Annotated in this window: 7 protein-coding genes; 2 read left to right on the forward strand and 5 right to left on the reverse strand. The window is 73.0% G+C overall.

Annotated features, from left to right (window positions below; genetic code table 11):
• Positions 1 to 25 precede the first annotated feature (25 nt).
• Positions 26 to 1,297, forward strand: coding sequence for an MFS transporter (locus ACSQ14_RS18695; RefSeq protein WP_436015710.1), 1,272 nt, complete (start codon positions 26 to 28; stop codon positions 1,295 to 1,297).
• On the opposite strand, the gene ACSQ14_RS18700 is transcribed toward ACSQ14_RS18695, so the two are convergent.
• The 5 genes from ACSQ14_RS18700 to ACSQ14_RS18720 all read right to left on the reverse strand — a co-directional run bounded on the left by ACSQ14_RS18700 (position 1,242) and on the right by ACSQ14_RS18720 (position 19,193).
• A complete protein-coding gene (locus tag ACSQ14_RS18700) occupies positions 1,242 to 1,922 on the reverse strand; it encodes a CDP-alcohol phosphatidyltransferase family protein (RefSeq protein ID WP_436015712.1) in 681 nt (226 codons plus the stop codon). The two genes, ACSQ14_RS18695 and ACSQ14_RS18700, sit on opposite strands and share 56 nt — an antisense overlap.
• Positions 1,919 to 2,611 carry a 4'-phosphopantetheinyl transferase family protein gene (locus tag ACSQ14_RS18705; protein WP_436015714.1) on the reverse strand — a complete coding sequence of 231 codons (693 nt, stop codon included), beginning with the start codon at positions 2,609 to 2,611 and terminating at the stop codon, positions 1,919 to 1,921. Before ACSQ14_RS18705 ends, ACSQ14_RS18700 begins: the two co-directional genes overlap by 4 nt.
• Positions 2,608 to 11,169 (reverse strand): beta-ketoacyl synthase N-terminal-like domain-containing protein, encoded by an 8,562-nt coding sequence (locus ACSQ14_RS18710; protein WP_436015716.1) that lies wholly within the window; start codon positions 11,167 to 11,169, stop codon positions 2,608 to 2,610. The genes ACSQ14_RS18705 and ACSQ14_RS18710 overlap by 4 nt, the downstream gene beginning before the upstream one ends.
• Positions 11,169 to 17,492, reverse strand: coding sequence for an SDR family oxidoreductase (locus ACSQ14_RS18715; protein WP_436015718.1), 6,324 nt, complete (start codon positions 17,490 to 17,492; stop codon positions 11,169 to 11,171). Before ACSQ14_RS18715 ends, ACSQ14_RS18710 begins: the two co-directional genes overlap by 1 nt.
• A 66-nt stretch (positions 17,493 to 17,558) precedes the next feature.
• Positions 17,559 to 19,193 (reverse strand): PfaD family polyunsaturated fatty acid/polyketide biosynthesis protein, encoded by a 1,635-nt coding sequence (locus ACSQ14_RS18720; protein WP_436015720.1) that lies wholly within the window; start codon positions 19,191 to 19,193, stop codon positions 17,559 to 17,561.
• 254 nt (positions 19,194 to 19,447) lie between these two features.
• On the opposite strand from ACSQ14_RS18720, the gene ACSQ14_RS18725 reads away from it, so the two are divergent.
• Positions 19,448 to 20,455, forward strand: coding sequence for an NAD-dependent epimerase/dehydratase family protein (locus tag ACSQ14_RS18725; RefSeq protein ID WP_436015722.1), 1,008 nt, complete (start codon positions 19,448 to 19,450; stop codon positions 20,453 to 20,455).
• The last annotated feature ends 9 nt before the right edge of the window (positions 20,456 to 20,464 follow it).

A 20,464-nucleotide genomic window follows, 5' to 3' on the forward strand; every position in this document is an offset into this window, starting at 1 on the left:
GCCCCTTAGATCGTGAGCGAGCCGAATGAGCCGATCCGACGGCGTGCCGATCACGCCCCGCGTCGCCGTCTTCTACGCCCTCGGCGACGTCGGCAGTTCGCTGGCGTCGGCCTGCCTCGCCTTCTATTGGCTGTACTTCCTGATCCAGGTCGCCGGCCTCAGTCCGCTGCAGGCCGGCGTCATCCACGCCAGCGGCTATGGGCTGAGCGCGGCGGCCAACCTCTGGGCCGGCCGGGTGCTCGACCGGCGGTTCGCCTCGCTGCGCCGCCGCTGCCAGCTGATCGCCGGCCTCGGCGTGGCGATGGCGGCGCTCTTCGCCCTGCTCTGGGTGCTGCCGCCCGCGCCGTGGCGGGCGGCCTGGTATCTCGGCCTGTCCTGGGCCTTCCACCTGGTCTTCGCCCTGGCCTACCTCGCCTATCTGTCGCTCTCGGCCCAGCTCGGGGCCTCCGAACAGCAGCGCGTCGATCTGAGCAGCTACCGCTTCGCCGGGACCATGCTGCTGACCGTCCTGGTGCTGGCGCTGCACGGCGCCACCGCCGGCCGGCTCGACCTTTCGGCGCGGCTGCTGCTGCTGGCCGGCGTGGTCGCCGGCTGCGGCGCGCTGGGAAGCCTGGTCTGCGGGCTGGGCCTTAGGCCGCTGCTGCGCGACCACGCGCCGGAGAGCGCCGCCGACCGCCCCGCATCCTGGAGCAGCCTGGCCGCCGCCCGGCCGCTGCGCACCGCCGTCGCCGGCAATCTCGCCGTCTGGTTCATGGCCCAGACGACGATGGTGCTGACCGTCTTCCTCTGCGCCGCCGCCGGCGCCGCGGACGCCCTGGTGCTGCTGGACCTGCAGGTCGCCATCATCCTGGCGGCCGGACTGACGTCGGCCGGGGTGCGCCGCTGGCCGCCGCGGCGCGTGCTGGCGCTTGCGGCCCTGCTCTGGTGTGTCGGCGCGGGCCTGTGGCAAGGCGCCGTCGCGCCCTATGCCGCCGCGGCCTGCCTGGGCCTGGGCTTGGGCGCGGCCACGGTGCTGAGCTGGGCCAGCGTGGCCGAGGCGCTGTCAGCCTGGCCGCGCGGCGCGGGCCGAGCGGACGCGCGCGCCTACGCCGGGCTGTCGCTGCTGCGCGACCTGGTGGCCGCCGCGGCGCCGATGCTGGCCGCCGCGCTGATGACCGGCCGCCCGGTCGGCTCGGCGCAGTCCGGGACCGTGGCCGCGACGCTACTGCTCGTGGCCGGCGTCGGCGCCGCCGCGCTGGTCTTCAGCCTGTCGCGTCCTGCTGCTGCAGCCGCCGGTACAAGCCAAGTCCCGACGTGACCAACGTCAGCAGGCTGCCCGGAATGGTCAGGGCGAAGGCGAGGTCGATCAGGCTGTAGCTCTGGCCCGCGACGCTCAGCAGCTCGCGCGGCAGCACGATCGACAGCAGGGCGATGACGATGCCGCTCAGCAGGGCCTCGGCCGGGCCGAACGCCGGGAACGGCCAGACGCGGGCGAGCGCGATCCAGAGCACCGTCAGCACGTACTGCACCAGGCACAGCAGCGTGGCGGTCGCGACGATCTCGAAGCGCCCGTAGGACGACAGGGCGAAGCCCAGGCCCACCGCCGTAAAGGTCAGCGCGTCGGCAAAGATGTCGAGGAAGCGGCCGGCCGCGGAGCACTGGTTACGGGTCCGCGCCACGTGTCCGTCGATGTTGTCGCCGGCCCAGTGCAGCAGCAGCAGCAACGCGCCGGCGGCGAACCACAGCCGGTCGAAGGCGGCGAGCGCGAAGCAGGCGCCGGCCAGCAGGCCGAAGACGCCGCTGATCGCCGTCACCTGGTTGGCGGTCATCGCCGCCGGCACCAGGCGCGCGCCGGTCCGCCCCATCCATTGCTCGAGGCGGACCAGAGGGCCGTTGTCGAGCTTGACCACGTCGTCAGTTGACGTCTCGGTCTGGGTGCTCATGGGTTCAGCTCACTCAACTGTCGGTGCTGGATCCGCGCCGCGTCCCGCGAATGGGCGAGGCTGGCGACGAATGAGGACGGCGCGTCGATGTCCCGCAGTCGCCAGGCGCCGGTCGCGCCTGGATCCTGGAGGTCTTCGATCAGCAACGAGCCGGCCCCGGCCTCCGCGGTCCGGACCGTGAAGGATTTGAACCCGTAGGCGAAGCCGGCCCCGCGCGCCTTGGCGTAGGCCTCCTTGCGCACCCAGCAACGCACGGCCGCCTCGGCGCGCGCACCCTCGGGCATGGCCTCCAGCTGGCGTTGCTCGTCCTCGGAGAAGGCGGTCCGCGCGACGCCGCGCCAGTCGCCGTCCAGCCGGCCGCGCAGGTCGAGGTCGACGCCGATCGCGGCCGCGTCGCCGACCGCGAGCAGCATCACGTCCTCGCTGTGCGAGAGGTTGAACGCCGGCCCCCGCTCCAGCCGCGGCTTGCCGAGCGGATCGGTGAGGATCGGAACCTCGGCCGGCGCGACGCCGAGATAGCCGCCCAGCACCCGCCGCAGCGCGACGCGCGCGCCGATACGCCGGCGGCGCGGCTCGGGAGCCAGGGTCGCGTCAGCGCGGGCGCGCTCCTCGGGCGAAAGGCACTCCGGCGCGGCGCAGCCCGCGAGGTCGAGCGTCCATAGCGCGATCTCGTCTCTTCCCAGCCTCATTCCGCCGCTCCGATCAGCTCCGACCCGATCAGCGCGGGCGCGAGGCTGGCTGCGAGCGCCGAGCCTGCGCTCGCTGGATCGCGCAGCAGCCGGCGGCTCTCCTCGCCCAGCCCCGGGAACAGCTCGAGCGCCGCGCGCAGGTGCGCCTGCAGGACACCTTGCCCGGTCGTGCGCGCCGCCTCGACCGCGGCCGTGAAGGCAGGGTCCCCCGGCAAGGGCTGGTCGGCCGCGCCGGCCGGCCCCAGGGCGTTGATCCGGTCGCGCACCAGGCGGCTGCGCTCGGCCAGGCCGAGGCTGCGCAGCTCGCCGGGTTCGACCGCGCGGCCGATGAAATAGTCCTGCTGTCCGCCGCCCACCGGGAACTCCGCGCGCTCGTCGGCTTCGGCCAGCGGCAGGCCGCCGGCGAAGCGCACCGGCACGATCGGCAGGTCGTGGGCCAGCGCCAGATCGATCAGCACCGAGCTGACCGCCCCCACCGGGGCCCCGGCGGTCCGCGCGCGGGTGCCGTCGGTGTGCACCAGCAGCGAGGACGGCCGCTCACTCAGGCCGTCGCCGTAGCTCTTCAGCAGCCGCAGCAGATCGGCCGGCTGGGCGCGGTCGAACAGCCAGAGCTTCAGCGGGTTCGCCGCCCCCATCGCCTCGTCGGCGAGGCGCTGGATCTGCCCCACCCAGCTGTCGGCGTGCTCCTTCTTAGCGATCGCGCCGGCCGGCAGCTCGGCCAGCGAGGCGACCATGATCAGGAACAGCAGCGACTCGACCCCTGTCTGGTGATTGCCGAGGTAGAGGACCGGCCGCCCTTTCAGCGCGGCGAAGCCGTCGGGATCCTCCAGCACCAGCCGGCGCACGAACCGCTGCAGCGCGGCGATCCCCAGGTCCTGGACGAAGGCGTGGCGCCCTTGCATCCGCGCCGACCAGTCGGCCTGCAGCCGCGACCAGTCGAGGGGCGCCGGCGCCGCCGAGCGCACCTGCAGCTCGTCGCCGCTTTCGCTGACGCTGAGCCGCCAGGGATTGAGCGGCAGGTTGCGGCACACCCCGTCGGCGTCTAAGCGCGCCGCCGCGGGGTGCAGCCGCAGCGTCTGGGCAGCGTGGTCGCCGAGCGCGATGCTGCGCGCGACGTCCGCCGCCGGCGGCAGATCATAGGCTGCGGCCAGGGTGCCGGGCAGCCAGTCGCTGTCGCGGCAGGCCTGGCGCGTCAGCCGGGTCAACTCGCCGCCGGTGTCCGACAAGGCCACGCCGGCGACGAACCGCCGCTCGCCGAGGAAGGCGCGGCGGTCGGCCGCCGCGGCGAGCCCGAGCCGGCCAGTCGGCATCAGCACCTCGACTAGGTCGAACATCGCCAGCAGCTGTCCATCGCGCGACAGGCGCAGGTGGCTGCGCATCAGCCGCTCGCCGACCACCCCGCGGAACCGCGCCTCGACCCGCACCGCACCGGGCGCGGCGAGGTCGCCGAAGATCCGCAAGCCTTCGACGCGGATCGGATAGGCGGCCAGCCCGCCCCCCAGCTCCGGGCGCCACAGCCCAGGCTCGTCGTGCGGAATGCAGTGCACCGCGGCGTCCAGCAGGCCGGGATGCAGCAGGCCGCGCGGCAGGCCGCTGGCGTCGGCGTCGATCACCGCCGCAGCGCCGTTGGCGCCGAGCTCGAGGTCGCGCATCAACTGCAGGGCCGGCCCATGGAACAGGCTGCCGGCCGCGTAGGGATCGGGCACGCGGCGAACGTCCGTGAGCGGCTCCAGCGGTTCGATCGGCTCCGCAGAACCTTGCGCGCCGAACCTCAGCTCGGCCACGGCGACCTTGGTCGGATCCTCAGCGCCGAGGTGCAGCGTGACCCGGGCGCGGTCGGGGCCGAGCGTCTCGACCTCCGTCGTCCCGTCGATCGCCGCGGCGTGGAAGGCGACCCAGCGCAGCGCCTCCGCGGACTCGATCTCCACCAGCCGCCGGCCCGGGAAGAGCGGCGCCGCGGCGGCCGCCATCATCTCCAGCTCATAGGTCAGCGGCAGGGTCGGCGTCGTATGGGTCGGACGATGGTCCCTCGCCCAGCCGGCCTCGCCTTCCAGGTCGAGGCTCCAGCGAACGAGGCGCTCGCGATCACCCACCGGCGGCGCGCCCTCGACCAGCCGCATGCCGAGCCGGGGCGCCCGGTAGATCTGCAGGCCATCGACCCACAGCGTAGCCCGGCAGATGACGAACGGACCGCGCGCGTCGCGCCCGCGCTCATCCATCTCGACGTCGACCACCACCCGCGCGCAATCCGGGGTGACCTGACCGCGGTAGTGCCAGACGGCGCGCTCGCCGAGCGCCAGCGGCTCGAAGCGCGGATGCGCCAGGCCCTCGGCCATCCCGTCCAGCAGCATGAAGGCCTGCATGGCCTGCAGCATCGCCTCGACGCCGAGCGAGCCGGGCTGAACCGGGTCCTGGAAGAAATGCGCCTTGAAGAACCAGTCCGTGGAGACGACGTCCTTCTCCGCGCGGATCCGGCCCAGGCCCTGGGCGCCGCCGTCGCGCCACAGGCCGGAGATTCGGTCGATCATCAGCAGCTTGGAGTCCGGCAACCGCGCCGAGCCGACGAACAGCTCCGGCGGACGCTCGGCCAGCTCGATGACCGTCGGGCTCGCGGCTTCCAGCCGGGCGCGGTCCTCGGCCTCGACGCGGAAGCCCTTCTGGTCGGCCATGGCTTCGGTCGGGAAAAAGCCGAACACCGTCTCGCAGTCCAGCAAGGCCTCGCCGTCGACGGTGCAGCGGACGCGGAACTTCTCGATGATCAGGTCGCCCACCCGGTCGAGCGACAGCATCTCGACCTCGGTGCAGATGGTCTGGTCGCCGGGGCGCACCTCGCGATGCTGCACCGCGTCGCCGTCGAGGTTGCGGAACAGGAGCTCCGGCTCGCCGGCCGCCCGCTTCAGCGTATAGGAGGCGAGCCAGCCGCAGGGCTGCAACGCGACCTCCATCAGCACCGCATTGGGCATGGTGGCCGCGCCGTTCTCGGCGAAATACCAGGCGTCCGCCGGCAGGTCGTAGAGCGCCGTCACCCGGCCGCCGGCCTTCATCTGGCCCATCTCGCCGGCGAGCGCGGTGATGCGGGTCATGAAGTGGTAGGGCGGCCCGGGCAGCCGCGGCGAGCGGCCCGGCCCTTCGTAGTGGGCGAAGCCCGGCCCGAAGGCCTCGGTCGGCCGGCCCCAGGCGCAGTTGATCAGCGAACGGTAGTCCAGCGGGAAGTCGCCGATCCGCGCCAGCGGCCGCGGGTCGGGCCGATCGCAGTCCGCCAGCGCCGCGGGCATGCTGGAGAGCGGCCAATCGGGCGCTAGTTGCAGCGCCAGCCGCTCGCAGAGGAAGGCCTTGCGCCCGTCGACGGTGCACAGCACATGCGCCCGCAGGATCGGCATGTCGCCGTCCAGCAGTTCGTCGACGAAGATCTCGTAGACGATGCGCTGCGAGCTCGGCGTGACCTGGCCGCGGCAGAGGAAGGTGTAGGGCTCGCCGCGGACCGGCTGGAAGCGCCAGCCGTCGCGCTGCAGCGTGCGTCCCGTGCCGACCAGGTAGAAGGCCATCGCCTGCAGGCAGGCGTCGGCCATCAGCGTGCCGGGCATGCAGGGGTCGTTCTTGAAGTGGCCGTCGAAGAACCACTCGTCGCCGCGCACCTCTTTCTCGACGCGCATGTAGCCGCGGCCGGCGGGGCCGCCGGCGAAGTCGAGCTCGGTCACCTCGCCCATGAAGTTGCGGTGGTCGGCGGGCGTGGCCGGCGTGCGGGTGTGGGTGTCGGCCCAGGAGAACTCCGGTCCGAAACAGGCGGTCAGGTCGCCATCGAGATAGGCCTGCACTTCCGCGCTGGAGAAACGAGTCCTGGCGGTCGGCTGCGGCGCCGGAGCGATCGCGCCTGACGGCGTGTAGTTGGCGGTGTCCGGCGACCAGATCACGCCGCTGGAGTTCTCGAGCTCCTCGCGGGTGAAGAAGCCGGCCTGGCCGTTGCGCACCGAGATCCGCAGCTCGCCGCCGACCCGGCAGTCGTAGTTGAAGAAGAACAGCCGCACGTCGCCCTGCCGGGCGTGGGCGTCGATGCGGATCTCGTACTCCAGCGTCTCGCCGGGCTGCGGCAGGTCGCCGTTGAACACCAGTTCGCAGCCGAGCAGACGATAGGCGCGCTCGCCCTTGTTGAACGCGTCGACGCCGAGCCAGGAGATCAGCAAGAGGTCGGCCTGGCCGCACTCGATGAACACTCCGGGCGGCATGCGGCCGTGGTGCAGGTACCAGCTGTCGGCCGCGACGTCGGTCGCGGTCCAGATCGTCCCGCGGCCCATGCTGTGGGCCTCGCCCTCGATGCCGAGCACCCGGTCGCAGAGCAGCAACGGCGGCTCCGGCATGCGGACCTGCACCGCGTAGCCGTCCTGGCCGGCGAAGCTCTGGCCAAAGACGTCGGAGATGCGCCCGCCGGCGAGCACCTCGAGCTGGGCGCGATCGAACTTCGGGCCTGGCAGCGCGCGTTGCGGCGCGGAGGGCGCGGTCGGCGCTGGAGGCGGAGGCAAGACAGCGACGGCGGGCAGGCTTTGCAGCGCGACCGGCTCGGGCGGGGAGCCGGCCAGGAAGGCGCGCTGCAGCCGCGCCATGGTCTCGGTGTAGGCCTGCATGGCCTCCGCCTGAGTCCGCAGATAGAGCGCGTGCGCTTCGCTCATCCGCTGATGGGCCTGCACCAGCGCAGCGCTATCGGCGACGACAGCTGGGGCGACCACGACCGGCGGCGGCGCGGCGATCGTGGTCGGCGTCGCGACGACGCCTGGCGGCTCGGCGAGCCGCGGCAACGCCGGGGGCTTCGGCAACGGCCGCCCCTCAGGATCCGCGGCGGGGTCCGCCCTGCTGAGCAACGGCGGAAGCTCCGGCAGGTCGCCGTGCTCAGGCTTCAGCCGGAAGCCGAGCACCGGGGGCTGGGGCGGCGATGACGCGGCGCTGGGCGCGCAGGCCGCCTCGAGCGCGTCGACATCGACGGCGACGCCGGCGCACCACAGCTGGGCCGCCGCGCGCCAGGCCTGCACGTCGGCCGGCGCGCCGAACCGGTCGAATGGCGCCACCAGGTGCTCGCGCTCGCCAAGGATTTCGCTAATCGCGGTCGACAGGCTGCCGCGGGGGCCGTGCTCGACGAAGATCCGCACGCCGTCGGCATAGGCCCGCTCGACGATCATCGGGAAATCGACGGTGCGCAGCGCCTGGCCGGTGAGCGCCTCGGCGACGCTGTCGCGGTCGGGCGCGAACACCCCGCCCAGCGCATTTGAATAGAAGCGCACGCCCGGCGGCGGCGGCCAGGTCTCGCGGGTGTGGGCGGCGCGCCAGGCGGGTTCGAACGGCAGCACCGCCTCGCAGTGCACCGCCAGGTCGTGGCCGAGCGGGGTCGCCGGGGGATCGCCCAGGTTAGCGAGCAGCTGCCGGCAAGCGGTGGCGTCGCCGCCGATGACGCAGTCTTCCAGGCTGTTGACGATCGTCAGATAGCAGCGCGGCGTGGCCGCCACCGCCGCCTTCACCGCGGCGAGCGGCGCGCGGACCCGGAAGTTGTCCCACTGCACCGGCGCGCCGTCCGGCAGGCCCCAGTGGGTTCGCACCGCGTCGAAGTCGGCGGCCAGCGCATGGCTGTAGAGGCCGCTCGCCGCCACGTCGGACAGCAGGCCCTGGAAATCCCGCCACAGCCCCCAGGCGAACATGCCGTTGGTCTCGCCGGACGACAGGCCGAGCGAGGCCTGCGGCTTCAGGCCGAGCACCTCCAGGCTGAGGGTCGCGTGCAGCTGGCAGAGGAAGGACGAGCCGGCGAGTTGGTGGAACGGTTCGGCTGCGCGCGGATCGTCGGCCCGGTAGATCCAGTCCGCCGCGGCGGTCGCGCCCGGCAGCCGCGCCGAAAGCCGGTCCGCCAGCTCGGGCATCGCCAGCAACAGGTTGCGGCCCATGCCGGCGTAGGCCGAGGCGGCGCCGGTGAAGGCGAACGCCAGCTCGCCTTGCAGCGGCTGCGCCCGGAAACTGATGCCGTCGAGCGTCCAGGCCGCGCTGGTCGGCTGGGCGGCGAGGCCGCGCAGCGCCGTCTCGCGCAAGGTGGGCAGCTGGTCGGCGCGGCCGACGATCGCCAGCCGACAGGGTCCCTCGCCGCCTGCGGCGTCCGCACGCACAGCCGCAGCCAGGCTCGCGCGATCAGCGGCGGCGTAACGCAGCATTCTCAGCGGCGGCTGGATGCGCAGCGCGGGCGCGGCCGACGCCTCCAGCGTCCAGGCCGCCTGCTCGCCCTGGAACGAGGCGTTGCTGACCGCCAGGCGGAGGGGCGCGCCCTCGCCCAGCAGCGGCTGGACCTCGCCAGCATCGATCTGGGCCCGGGCGCCCAGCATCTGCACCCCGAAGGCTAGGGTCAGCAGGCCGGCCGCGGCGTGGGCGTGGCCGAGCCCGCGGAACACCGGGCTCGACGGCGCGGTCGCGAGCAGCTCGACGTTGTCCGGCTCGGCGCCCGGCCGGATCAGCGCCAGGACGGTGTCGCCATCCTCGCGGGCTTTCGCCGCGGATTTCAGCACCAGCATGACGGCGGCGTCGGCCGGCCGCTCGCCGGCGGCGCCCAGCAGTTCGCGGCCGACCGCTTCCTGCAGCGGCTCGCAGGCAAGGTCGACGGCGCCGACCAGGGCGGTCTCGATCTCGCCGCGCCGCAGCGCGCTGATCGCCAGCTCGAGCGCCACGTCGCCCGACAGCTCCTCGCGCGAAACCGCGAACCCGGGCCCCTTGAAATCGAGCTGGTTGGACAGCCGATTGGCGGTGATGTTCGGCATCTTGCCGATCACCGTGGCGCTATCGAGCGCCTCGGCGGCTAGATCGGCCACCGCGTCCGTCCACGCCGGATCGGCCTCGACGCCGGCCTCGGCCATCAGGTCGTCCCAGCGGATCCGCACCGCGTGCCGGCAGACCCGCGAGTCCGTCTGCATGCCGATGTAGACGCCGGCCTCGGCGGGATCGGCGGGCCTGGCTTGCTCCAGCGCCTGGCGCGCGACCTCGAGCAGTACCAGCTGCTGCCCCAGCGCCTTCTTCAGCTCCGCCGGCGGGAAGGCCAGTTGGCGCGCGCCAAGGGCGAGCACCGCGGCGTCGAAGCCGGCGTCCCCGCCCTGCCCGCCGAGCAGCCGTCGCGCCATGCTGGTCGCGTCGGCGTCGAGGTGGGTACGAACCGCCAGGCCGACGACCGCCACCTCCACCGGAGCAGCTTCAGGGGACGGCCGGGCACGGCGGCGGCTCCGCGGCGGCTCAACCGCGTGCTGCTGCACCAGCAGGTGGGCGTTGTTGCCGCCGAAGCCGAAGGCGCTGACCGCGGCGGTGCGTTGGCCGTCGCGCGGCGCCCAGGGCGTCGCGGCGTCCAGGACGGTGAAGGCGGTCCTGGCGAAGCTTTCGGCCAGCGGCCGGGCCCCTGGCGTCGCCGGCAGGACGCCCTGCTCCATCGCCTTCAGCGTCTTGATCAGGCCGACCACGCCGGAGGCGGTGATCAGGTGGCCGAGGTTGGCCTTCAGCGATCCGAGCGCGAGCGGCGCCGCGCCGTAGACGCCCGCCAGGCTGGCGATCTCGGTCGCGTCGCCGACCTGGGTGCCGGTGGCGTGGCACTCGACGTACTGTACCTCACCGGCGTCCAGGCCGGACTGGGCCAATGCTGAACGCATCGCCTGCATCTGTCCGTCGCGGGAGGGCGAGAGGAATCCGCCGCTGCGGCCGTCGTTGGCGAGGCCGACCCCGCGGATCACGCCGAGGATGCGGTCGCTGGCCTCCAGCGCGTCGTCCAGCCGTTTGAGCGCGACGAAGCCGGCGCCCTCGGCCGGGATCAGGCCGTCGGCGTCGCGGTGGAACGGCCGGCTGAGTCCTGAGCGGCTCAGCGCATTGAGCGCGCTGAAGCCGACGTGCAGGAACAGCTGGTCGGCGGCGTTCACCCCGCCGGCGAGCATCAGGTCCGCGGTCCCGTCCTGCAGCCGGTCGCAGGCGACCTTGATCGCATAGAGGCCCGAGGCGCAGGCCGCATCGAGCGCCAGCGAACCGGCCTGCAGGCCGAACGCCCGCGCCGTCAGCATGGCCGGGGCGCCCGACATGAAGCGGTTGAGCGGATGCACCTCCGGGCCGACCGCACGTCCGAGCGCGCGGGCTGCCCACTGCCGCTCGACCAGCCGCCCGTGCAGCCGCGTCGGATAGGACAGATTGCCGAGCACCAGCCCGCCGCGGTCGGCCGCTTTCCGGCTGACACCCTGCAGCGCCTGGCCGGCGGCGTGCAGCGTCCAGCGGAACACCGGGTCCAGCTCGGCCGCGAGCGCCGGGTCGAGGTCCGCCGACGGGTCGAGCCCGATCGCGAGATCGCCGACGTAGCCGCCGCGGTCCGACCAGGCGTGGTCAGGAAGGTAGCCGCCGCCCGGTCCCGCCCCCATCACCCGCGCCATGGTGACCCGCCAGTCGCCGTCAGGCGCGCCGGTGATCCGGCAGCCGCCGTCCTCGACCGTGCGCCACAGCGCCTCGGCCGTGTCGCAGCCAGGGACGATGCAGCCGTAGCCGACGACGGCGATGGGACGGAAGGGTGCGGACATCACGCGCCTGCAGCCGCCTCGCTGCGGGCCGGCAGCAGGTGCATCTTCACGCCCTCGATCACCGCCAACGGCGTCCCCGCCATGTCGCGGAACCGCACCGTCCACTCGGTCGCCAGCGGACTGCGCTGGCGGCAGATGGCCTCGCAGCGCACCGGCTCGCCGTGCGGCCAGGCGCTCAGCAGGCGCACCCGCTCGACCGCGGTCGGCAGGCTCTCCTGGCCCAGGTGCTCATGGCCCCACAGCGAGGTCAGCTGCAGCCCGCCGTCCAATAGGTCGATCGGCGCGTTGACCCCGAGCGGCGCCGGGCTGCGGGTCCGCAGCACCGCCGAGATCCCCGCCGCCGACATGCCCTCGATGCACTCGATGACGTGCAGCGCCTCGCCATGGAACAGCCGGCCGTCATAGATCGGCTTGTCCGCCGGCCACGGCGCCAGACCGTTCAGCGGCGCAGCGTCTTCACTCGCAGGCTCCGGCGCACCGAGGCGCACCTGCAGCCGATAGGCCACCGCCCCGGCCGCGTTCAGGACCCGCACGGCGATCCGGTCGTGATCGGCAGTGCGCGCACACTCGAAGCGGAAGACGTCGCCGGTCGTGTCGAAGCCGTCCAGCACCATGCCCTGGCCGACCTCGATGCCGCCGCCGCCGGCCACCTCGGCCTCCGGCAGCCACTGGCGCACCGCCTGCAGGGCGAGGTCGTGCGCGGCGACCAGCGGGACCACCGGCTTGCCGCGGATCACATGGCTGGCGACGTAGGGATGGGTGCTGCGGTGAAAGCGGGCCTCGAAGGCGCAGCTCTCCGCCGGCTCCCGCGGCCCGCCGCCGAACGCCGCGAGCCCGCCGCCGAACAGCACCTCCGGCGCATCGCCGCCCAGTCCCAGGAACTCGTCGGCGAAGAACTCCGCCCCGGCGTCCAGCGGGATCAGCGCCACGCCCATGGTGGCGAAATGCGCCTCCAGGCCGGCGTCGACCATGCCGCCAGCCCATGGGCCCCAGCCGATCGCCTTGACCAGACAGCCGCCGCCGCGGCGTTCGCGCTCCGCCCGGCAGACCCGGTTCAGCACCTCGTTGGCCATGGCGTAGTCCACCTGGCCGATGTTGCCGCGCCAGGCGGCGACCGAGGAGAAGCAGACGATGTGGGTCAGCGCGTCGTCGCGCGTAGCGTCCAGCAGGTGGCGGAAACCATCGGCCTTGGCCGCCAGCACCCGGCGGAACTGTTCCAGCGTCTTGTGCCGGATCTCCTTGTCCGCCAGCACGCCGGCGGCGTGAACCAGGCCGCGGATCGGCCCGAAGCTGTTGCGGATCTCGGCGAGCGCCGCCGTCACCGCCTGGGCGTCGGAGACGTCCACCGGCAGGTAGCGCACTTCGGCGCAGGTCGCGCTCAGCCGGGCGAGGTTGGCCTTCAGCTCGCGGACCGCCAGGATCTCGCGGACCTCGGCTCCGAGCGCCTGCGGCGTCAGCTTGCGGCCCTCGGCGGCCGCGTACTGCAAGAGCGCGCGCTTCAGCTCGGCGTCGCCGGTCAGGCCGGCGAGCTCCGCGGGCTCGTCGCGCAGCGCGGTGCGGCCGAGGATGGCGACCTTGCCGGGCTGGCGCTTGAGCAGCGCCTCCAGGCAGGCCGCGGTCACCCCGCGCGCACCGCCGGACACCAGCAGCACGCCGCCCGCGGGGAAAGGCGCGACCACGGCCGTGGCCGCCTTCAGCGTCGCCGCCGGGGCGAGCCGGCGGCCGTCCGCGGCGAGCCCGACTTCCAGCTGCGCGCCGCCGAGCAGCAGCTCGTCAGTCAGCCGCCGGGCCAGCACCTCGGCCGGGCCGGCCGCCAGGTCGATCGCCTTCACCGACACGTGCGGCCACTCCAGCGCCGCGGTCTTGGCGGCGGCGGCGACGCCGGCGGACCAGGCCGCGGCGCCGGCGCCGGCGAGCCCGAAGTCCCCACTCGTCGACTGCACCGAGACCAGCAGGCGGCCGCGCTCGGCCATCGAGCCGGCGCAGGCCTGGAGCTGGGCGAACACGGCCTCGTTCAAGGCCAGCTGCGCGGCTTCGGAAGCCGCCGGTTCGAGCGCCGACAGCAGGATCAGGGCGCGCGCGTCGGCCGGCGCGGTCGCCACCGGCGTGGCCGTGATCCCGGCCTCGCCGAGCGCCTCGGCCAGGGCCCCGGCGACGTCCGACGGGCCGCCCACCAGCCAGACGGTCTCATTGCCGAGCAGGGCCGGGGTCACCAGGCCGGGCGCCGGCGTCTCCGCGATCTCGACCTCCAGGCGTTGCAGCCCAGGCTTCGCCGCCTTGACCGGCGCCGCAGCTTGCGTCGCCGGCCCTGCGCCGCCGTCCTTCCCTGCGAAGGCGACGATCTCGCCCAGGGTGTTCAGCGCGGCCAGCGCATTGGCGTCGACCGACCCCAGCTCCGGCACGCGCTCCTGCAGCGCCGAGAGGATCTGCACCCGCTTGATGGAGTCGATGCCGAGACCGGCCTCCAGCTCCATGTCGAGGCTGAGCATCTCGACCGGATAACCAGTCTTATCGGCCACCACCTCCAGCAGCAGGCGGGTGACGTCCTGGCTCGGCGCGCTCGGAGTCGCCACGGGCTGTGACGGCGCCGACTGCCCGGCGAAGACGACGATCTCGCCCAGGGTGTTCAGCGCGGCCAGCGCATTGGCGTCGACGGACGCCAACTCCGGCACGCGCTCCTGCAGCGCCGAGAGGATCTGCACCCGCTTGATGGAGTCGATGCCGAGACCGGCCTCCAGCTCCATGTCGAGGCTGAGCATCTCGACCGGATAGCCGGTCTTCTCCGCCACCACCTCCAGCAGCAGGCGCGTGACGTCCTGCGGCGGCGCGCTCGGCGCCGCAGTCGGGGTCGCCGCGGGCTGCGAGGGTGCGGACTGGCCGGCGAAGGCGACGATCTCGCCCAGGGTGTTCAGCGCCGCCAGCGCGTTGGCGTCGACCGACGCCAGCTCCGGCAAGCGCTCCTGCAGCGCCGAAAGGATCTGCACCCGCTTGATGGAGTCGATGCCGAGACCGGCCTCCAGCTCCATCTCCAGGCTGAGCATCTCGACCGGGTAGCCGGTCTTCTCCGCCACCACCTCCAGCAGCAGTCCGGTGACGTCAGACGCCGGCGCAGCGGCCGGCGCAGGCGTCGCAACCGGCGCCGGGGCGACCGGCTGCGCCACCGCGGCGGCGGGCGCGGGGACGGACGCAACTACGGCAGGCGTCGGGACGAAGGCCTGCGAGGGCGGGTTGAGGCCCAGCGCGCCGCCGAGCTGCAGCATGCTGGCCTCGGAGGCGCGTAGGAAGGCTTGGTGCGAGGCCGCCATGGTCTCGGTGAAGGTCTTCTGGGCTTCGAGCAGGTTCTGCTGCATCGCCTGGAAGGCGGCCCAACCGTCAGGGCTCAGCCCCGTCGCCGGAGCGGCGGGCTGCACGAGCGCGGGGGCAGCGGCCGCCGGCTGCGGCGCGATCGCCGCCGGGGGGACGACAACCGGCTCCGGGTTGGGCCCGGGCCGGGCGGCGCTCCCGCCAGCCGGATAGGGCTTGCCGTAGTTGGCGCCGCCGAGCTTCACCGCCGCAGGCGACAGCTTTTCGGGCCGCTCGGCTTCGATCGGCGCGTACGGCGCCCAGAGCGCGGCGTAGTCCACCGCCACGCCGTTGACGCTGAGCACGCCCAACGCATTGAACAGCGCCGCCCGGCCGTCGAGCTTGCGATGGTCGGTGGCGACGGCGACGTGCGGCCGCCCGGCCAGGCAGTCGGCGACCATGCCGGTCAGCACCGCGCCGGGCCCGACCTCCAGGAAGAGGCGGCAGCCGTCGGCGTACATCCGCTCGACCATGTCGGCGAAGCGCACCGGCTCGGCGAGCTGGCGGGCGAGCGTCGCGCGGATCTCTTCGGGGGCCACGCCATAGGGTTCGGCGCGGGTGTTGCCATAGACGGCAATCCGCGGCGAGGCGATGGCCCGCTCGGCCAGGAAATCGCCGAACGGTTCGGCGGAGCCGGCGACCGCGGCCGTATGGAAGGCGGTCGCCACCGGCAGGTTGGCGCAGGCCCTCCCCGCCTGCTGCAGGATGCGCTGGAAGGCCGCGACGGCGTCGCGGGCGCCGGCGACCACCACCTGCTGCGGGCTGTTGACGTTGGCGATCGAGACGTCCGCGCCATGTTCGGCGATCAGCGCCTGGACCTCGGCCTGGCTGGCGCGGACCGCCAGCATGGCCCCGGGCTCGGCGTCGGCCGCGCGCATCAGCTCGCCGCGGCGGCGCGAGATCGCCAGCATGTCGGCCGCGCTCGGAATTGCGCCGGCCGCGTGCAGAGCGACGATCTCGCCATAGCTGTGGCCGGCGACGGCGTCCGGCCTGACGCCGGCCTGCTCCAGCACGCCGAGCAGCGCCAGGCTCGCCCCGCCGATCGCCGGCTGGGCCCAGTCGGTGCGCGTCAGCAGCGCGGCCTGGGCCTCGCGCGCCTCGTCGCTGAACACCGGCACCGGGAAGACCGCCTGGTGCAGGGCGCGCTCGGGATCGAGCTGAAGGCCTGCGGCCGCGTCCCAGACCTGGCGCGCGGCGTCGAACTCGATCGCCAGCGCCCGGCCCATGTTCACGTACTGGCTGCCCTGGCCCGGGAACAGGAAGCCGAGCTTCGGCCGCTCGGCGCCCACGGCGTAGTGCAGGCGGTTCGGATAGGAGAAGGCCTGGTCCGGCTGGCGGCCGATCTGCTCCGCCGCGGCGGCGAGGTTGGCGCGCGCCGCCGCCTCATCGCCCGCCACCACCGCGAGCCGCACGCGGGCCGTGGCGGAGAAGGCCAGCTGGCTCTCCCGGGCGAGCGCCGCCAGCGGCCGCGTCGCGAGGCTCTCGCTGAGTGCGCGGGTGGCCGCCATCAGCGCCTGGGCGTCGTCGGCGGCGAGCAGCAGCAAATGGGTCGACAGGCCCGAGACCCGCGGCGCGCGGGCCTCGCCGGCATACTCCTCCAGGGTGACGTGGAAGTTGCTGCCGCCGAAACCGAAGGAGCTGACGGAGGCTTTCCGCGTCGCGCCCGGCGACTGCACCCAGGGCCGCGTCTCGGTGTTGAGGTAGAAGGGGCTCTCGTCGATCTTCAGCCTGCTGTTCGGCTGGTCGACCTTGAGGGTCGGCGGCAGCACCTTGTGGTGCAGGGCCATGACCATCTTGAACAGCGAGGCCGCGCCAGCCGCCGACTTGGTGTGGCCGATCTGCGATTTCACCGAGCCCAGGGCGATCGTCTGGCGGGCCTCGACGTCGGAAAAGGCGCGGCGCAGCCCGTCGAACTCCGCCAGGTCGCCGGCCTTGGTCGCCGTGCCGTGCGCCTCGACCAGCCCCACCTCTTCGGGCCCGTAGCCAGCGCGCTCGTAGGCGCGACGGATGGCGATCTCCTGGCCCTCCGAGCGCGGGGCGTAGATGCTCTTGGCGCGACCGTCCGAGGACGAACCAATGCCGCGCAGCACGGCGTAGATCTTGTCGCCGTCGCGCTCGGCGTCCTCGAGCCTGCGCAGCGCCACCATGCCGACGCCCTCGCCCAGCATGGTGCCGTCGGCGCCTTCGGCGAACGGCCGGCAGTCGCCGGTCGGCGACAGCGCGGGCGTCTTCGAAAAGCACATGTACATGAAGACGTCGTTCAGCGCGTCGACGCCGCCGGTGATCACCAGATCGGAATGGCCGAGTTGCAATTCCTGAGCGGCCATCGCCACCGCCCCCAGGCTGCTGGCGCAGGCCGCGTCGACCACGCAGTTGGCCCCGCCCAGGTCCAGCCGGTTGGCGATCCGGCCGGCCACGACATTGCCGAGCAGCCCCGGGAAGGTGCTCTCGTCCCACTCCGGATAGGTGGCCTCGATCCGCGCGCAGGCCTCCTGCACCTGGGATTCCGGCATGCCCATTTCGCGCAGCGCCTTCACCCAGTGCGGGCGCTGGATCCGGGCGGACATCTGGCCGACCAGCTCGGTCGCCGAGGCGACGCCGAGGATCACGCTGATGTCGCGCTTATTGACCTTGCCGAACTGCACGCTGGCGGCGTCGTCCAGCACCTTCTGGGCGACGATCAGCGCCAGCAGCTGGGCGGTGTCGGTGGTGCTGAGCTGGTTCGGCGGCAGCCCCTGGGCGATCGGGTCGAAATCGACCTTCGGCAGGAAGGCGCCACGGCGGGCGTAGATCTTGCCCGGCTTGGACGGATCGGGGTCGTAGTAGTCGTCGACCAGCCAGTTCTCCGGCGGCACTTCGGTCATGAAGTCCCGGCCGTCGAGAATGTTGCGCCAGAAGGCCTGCCCGCCGATCGAGCCCGGGAAGAGCGCGCTCGCGCCCACCACCGCGAGATCCACGCGGCGGTTCCGCTCCGTCTTCATGCTGCCCCCTCAAACCCCTGAAAATGCCCGCCCCCGCAGGCATGCGCCTCTACTCGTCCGTCCGAACTAGATCCTCAGCCGTTGAGGCCGGTAGTCGAAGGCCGAGCCGGGCACGTCGAGACCATAGGTGCGCAACTGTTGAGCGCGGGTTGCGACGGCGGCGCCTTCGAGAAGATTGAGCGCGATCTGCTGGACCTGACGGGCTTCCGGCGGTTCGAGGAAACTGCCCGCCGCCCAGCGGTTGAAGGCGCCCATCGCCGGGCCGCACCACACCTGGTAGTCGAGCCGCCGCGCCTGCTCGCCGACGATCGGCCAGCGGCTGGAGTTGCCGAGGTACCAGCGGAAGACCAGCGCCATCCGGTGTTTCGGATCGGCCTTGGCGCGGGCGATCTGCGCCGGGTCGGCGGCGAAGAAGGCCTTGGTTTGCGCCCAGACCTCGTCCAGCGGCATGCGGAAGATGTCGGCCTCGAGCTTCGCGCGAACGGCCTGCGGGATCTGCTCGAGCCCCGGGTGCGCCCGGTAGAGCTGGTGGAGCTGGTTGCCCCGCGCCGCCATCATCGTGCCGCGCGTCAGCACCTGGACCTTCACGCCCATCTCGAACATGTCGGCCGACACCGTCATGCCGACGTCCGCCGGGCCGGCCTGGGCCAGCAGCCGGCGGGCGTCCTCGCTGACGCCGGACTCCACCGCGGCCTGGTGCACCGAGCCGAGGACCACAAAGGCCGCGCCCATGGCGTAGGCGGCGGCGATCGCATCTGGCGTTCCCATCCCGCCGGCGGCGCCGACGTGCACCTGGCAGGCCTCGTAGCCGAAGCGCGCCGCGAGGCTGTCGCGCAGGCGGGCGATCACCGGGAACAGGGCGCCGAGCGGCCGATTGTCAGTGTGCCCGCCGGAGTCGGATTCGACGATCACATTGTCGGCCAGCGGGATGCGGCGGGCGAGCTCGGCCTCCTCGGCGGTCAGCGCCCCCTCGGCCCGCAGCTCGGCCAGCATGGCCTCCGGCGCCGGCGAGAGGAACTGCTCGGCCACTTCCTCGCGCGAGACCTTGGCGAACAGACGGTTCGCCCGGACCACCTCGCCGCCGGGACCGCGGCTCAGGCCCGTGCAGGCGTAGCGCACCACCGGCTTGCTCAGCCGCATGAAGGCCGAGGCCTCGACCCGCCGCACCTTGCGGCGGAGGTAGAGCTCGACCAGCTCGGCCTCGAGTCCCGCCTCGCCGGGAGAGTGGATCAGGTTGCAGCCCCAGGGCTGGCCCTGCGGATCGAGCGCCGCGGAGATCTTGTCGATGGCGGCTTCGACCGCGTCGAGCCGCAGGCCGGCGGCGCCGAACATGCCGAGCGCGCCGATGCCGGCCAGGGCGATCGCCAGGTCCGCCGAGGCGATCCCGCGCGCCATCGAGCCGCCGACATAGGCGAAGCGCAGGCCATGGCTGTCGGTGAAGCGCCGGTCGCCCAGCCATTCCGGATAAAGGGGCGCGAGCAGGCCGAGGAGCGGAAGCGCCGCCTCGCCGGTCTCGGCCGGCCGGCCCAGCGCCAGGCCCCGCCGACCGCTGGCCGGATCTTCGACGATCGCCGCCGGCTGGCGAATCGAAGCCAGCACGCGCTCCGCCGTCAGCGCGGCGTAGGAGACCGCCGGGCGGCGGCCGCGCCACTCGCCGACCACGCCCGCAGCCATTCGCCCCGTATCGGAGATGTCGTTCATCGCCCAACCCACCCGCTACCGGCTTTACCGGTATCGCCGCTCCGAAAACAGCCCAGAGTGGCGCCGGGGTGAATTTACCAGCGCTATGTCAATAAGTGACAAATGCTCCGTCGGCAGATCAGCGCGCTGCGGCCGCGGCCGCAGCTTTCGCCCACCACTGTTCCATTGCTACGCTCGCCGGCCGGCCGCATAAGGCCTCGGCCGCGGCGATCAACCGCCGCAGCGGCGACACATGCTCTGCAGGCGAAGGCACGATGGACACTCATAGCGAAAAGCCGGTTCTGGTCGCCGGCGCCAGCGGCTTCGTCGGCAGCCACACCGCCCGGCTCCTGGTCCAGCGCGGGCGCAAGGTGCGCGTGCTGCTACGCAAGAGCAGCAACCAGGAGGCGCTGAAGGGCCTGCCCGTCGAGATCGTCTATGGCGACGTCCTCGAACCGGCCAGCCTGAAAGCCGCGATGCAGGGCTGCAGCTCGGTCTTCTACAGCGTGGTCGACCCGCGGTTCTGGCTGACCGACCAGACGCCGATCTACCGCAACAATGTCGAAGGGCTGGTCAACGCCATGGAGGCGGCGCTGGCCTGCCGGGTCGAGCGCTTCATCTTCACCAGCAGCATGGGCACGCTGGGCGTGAACCCGAACGGCCCGGTCAGCGAGGACATCGCCTTCAACTGGCTGGACCGGGCGCCGCCCTACATCCGCGCCCGGCTGGAGGCCGAGACCCAGTTCCTCGCCTACTGCCACGAGAAGGGGCTGCCGGGCGTCGCGCTCTGCGTCGCCAACACCTACGGGCCGGACGACTACCAGCCGACGCCGCACAACGGCGCCCTGTGGAACGTCGCCAACGGCAAGACCCCAGTCGGCGTCGACGTCGGCCAGCCGATCGTCGACATCCGCGACGTGGCCGAGGCCGCGGTGGCGGCGGAGACCTCCGGCCGGTTGGGCGAGCGCTACATCATCGCCAACGAATACGTCCGCAATCGCGACTTCTACGCGATGGCGGCGGCCCACGGCGGGAGCAAGACGCCGAAGCTGATCCCGTTGCCGGTCGCCTACGGGGTGGCCTGGATCGCCGAGCGGATCGCGAAGCTGATGGGCCGCAAGGACTTCATCGTCAGCACCGACGCCGTGTACCTCTCCGACGTCTTCAAGGAGCTGGACAACAGCAAGGCGCGGCGCGACCTGAACTGGACCCCGCGGCCGGTGAAGGACACCGTGCGGGATGCGGTCGACTGGTTCGCGGCGCGGGACGGCGCGAAGGCCTGATCGCCGCGC

This window comes from Phenylobacterium sp. LjRoot219 (genome assembly GCF_964252995.1).
Lineage (GTDB): Bacteria > Pseudomonadota > Alphaproteobacteria > Caulobacterales > Caulobacteraceae > Phenylobacterium.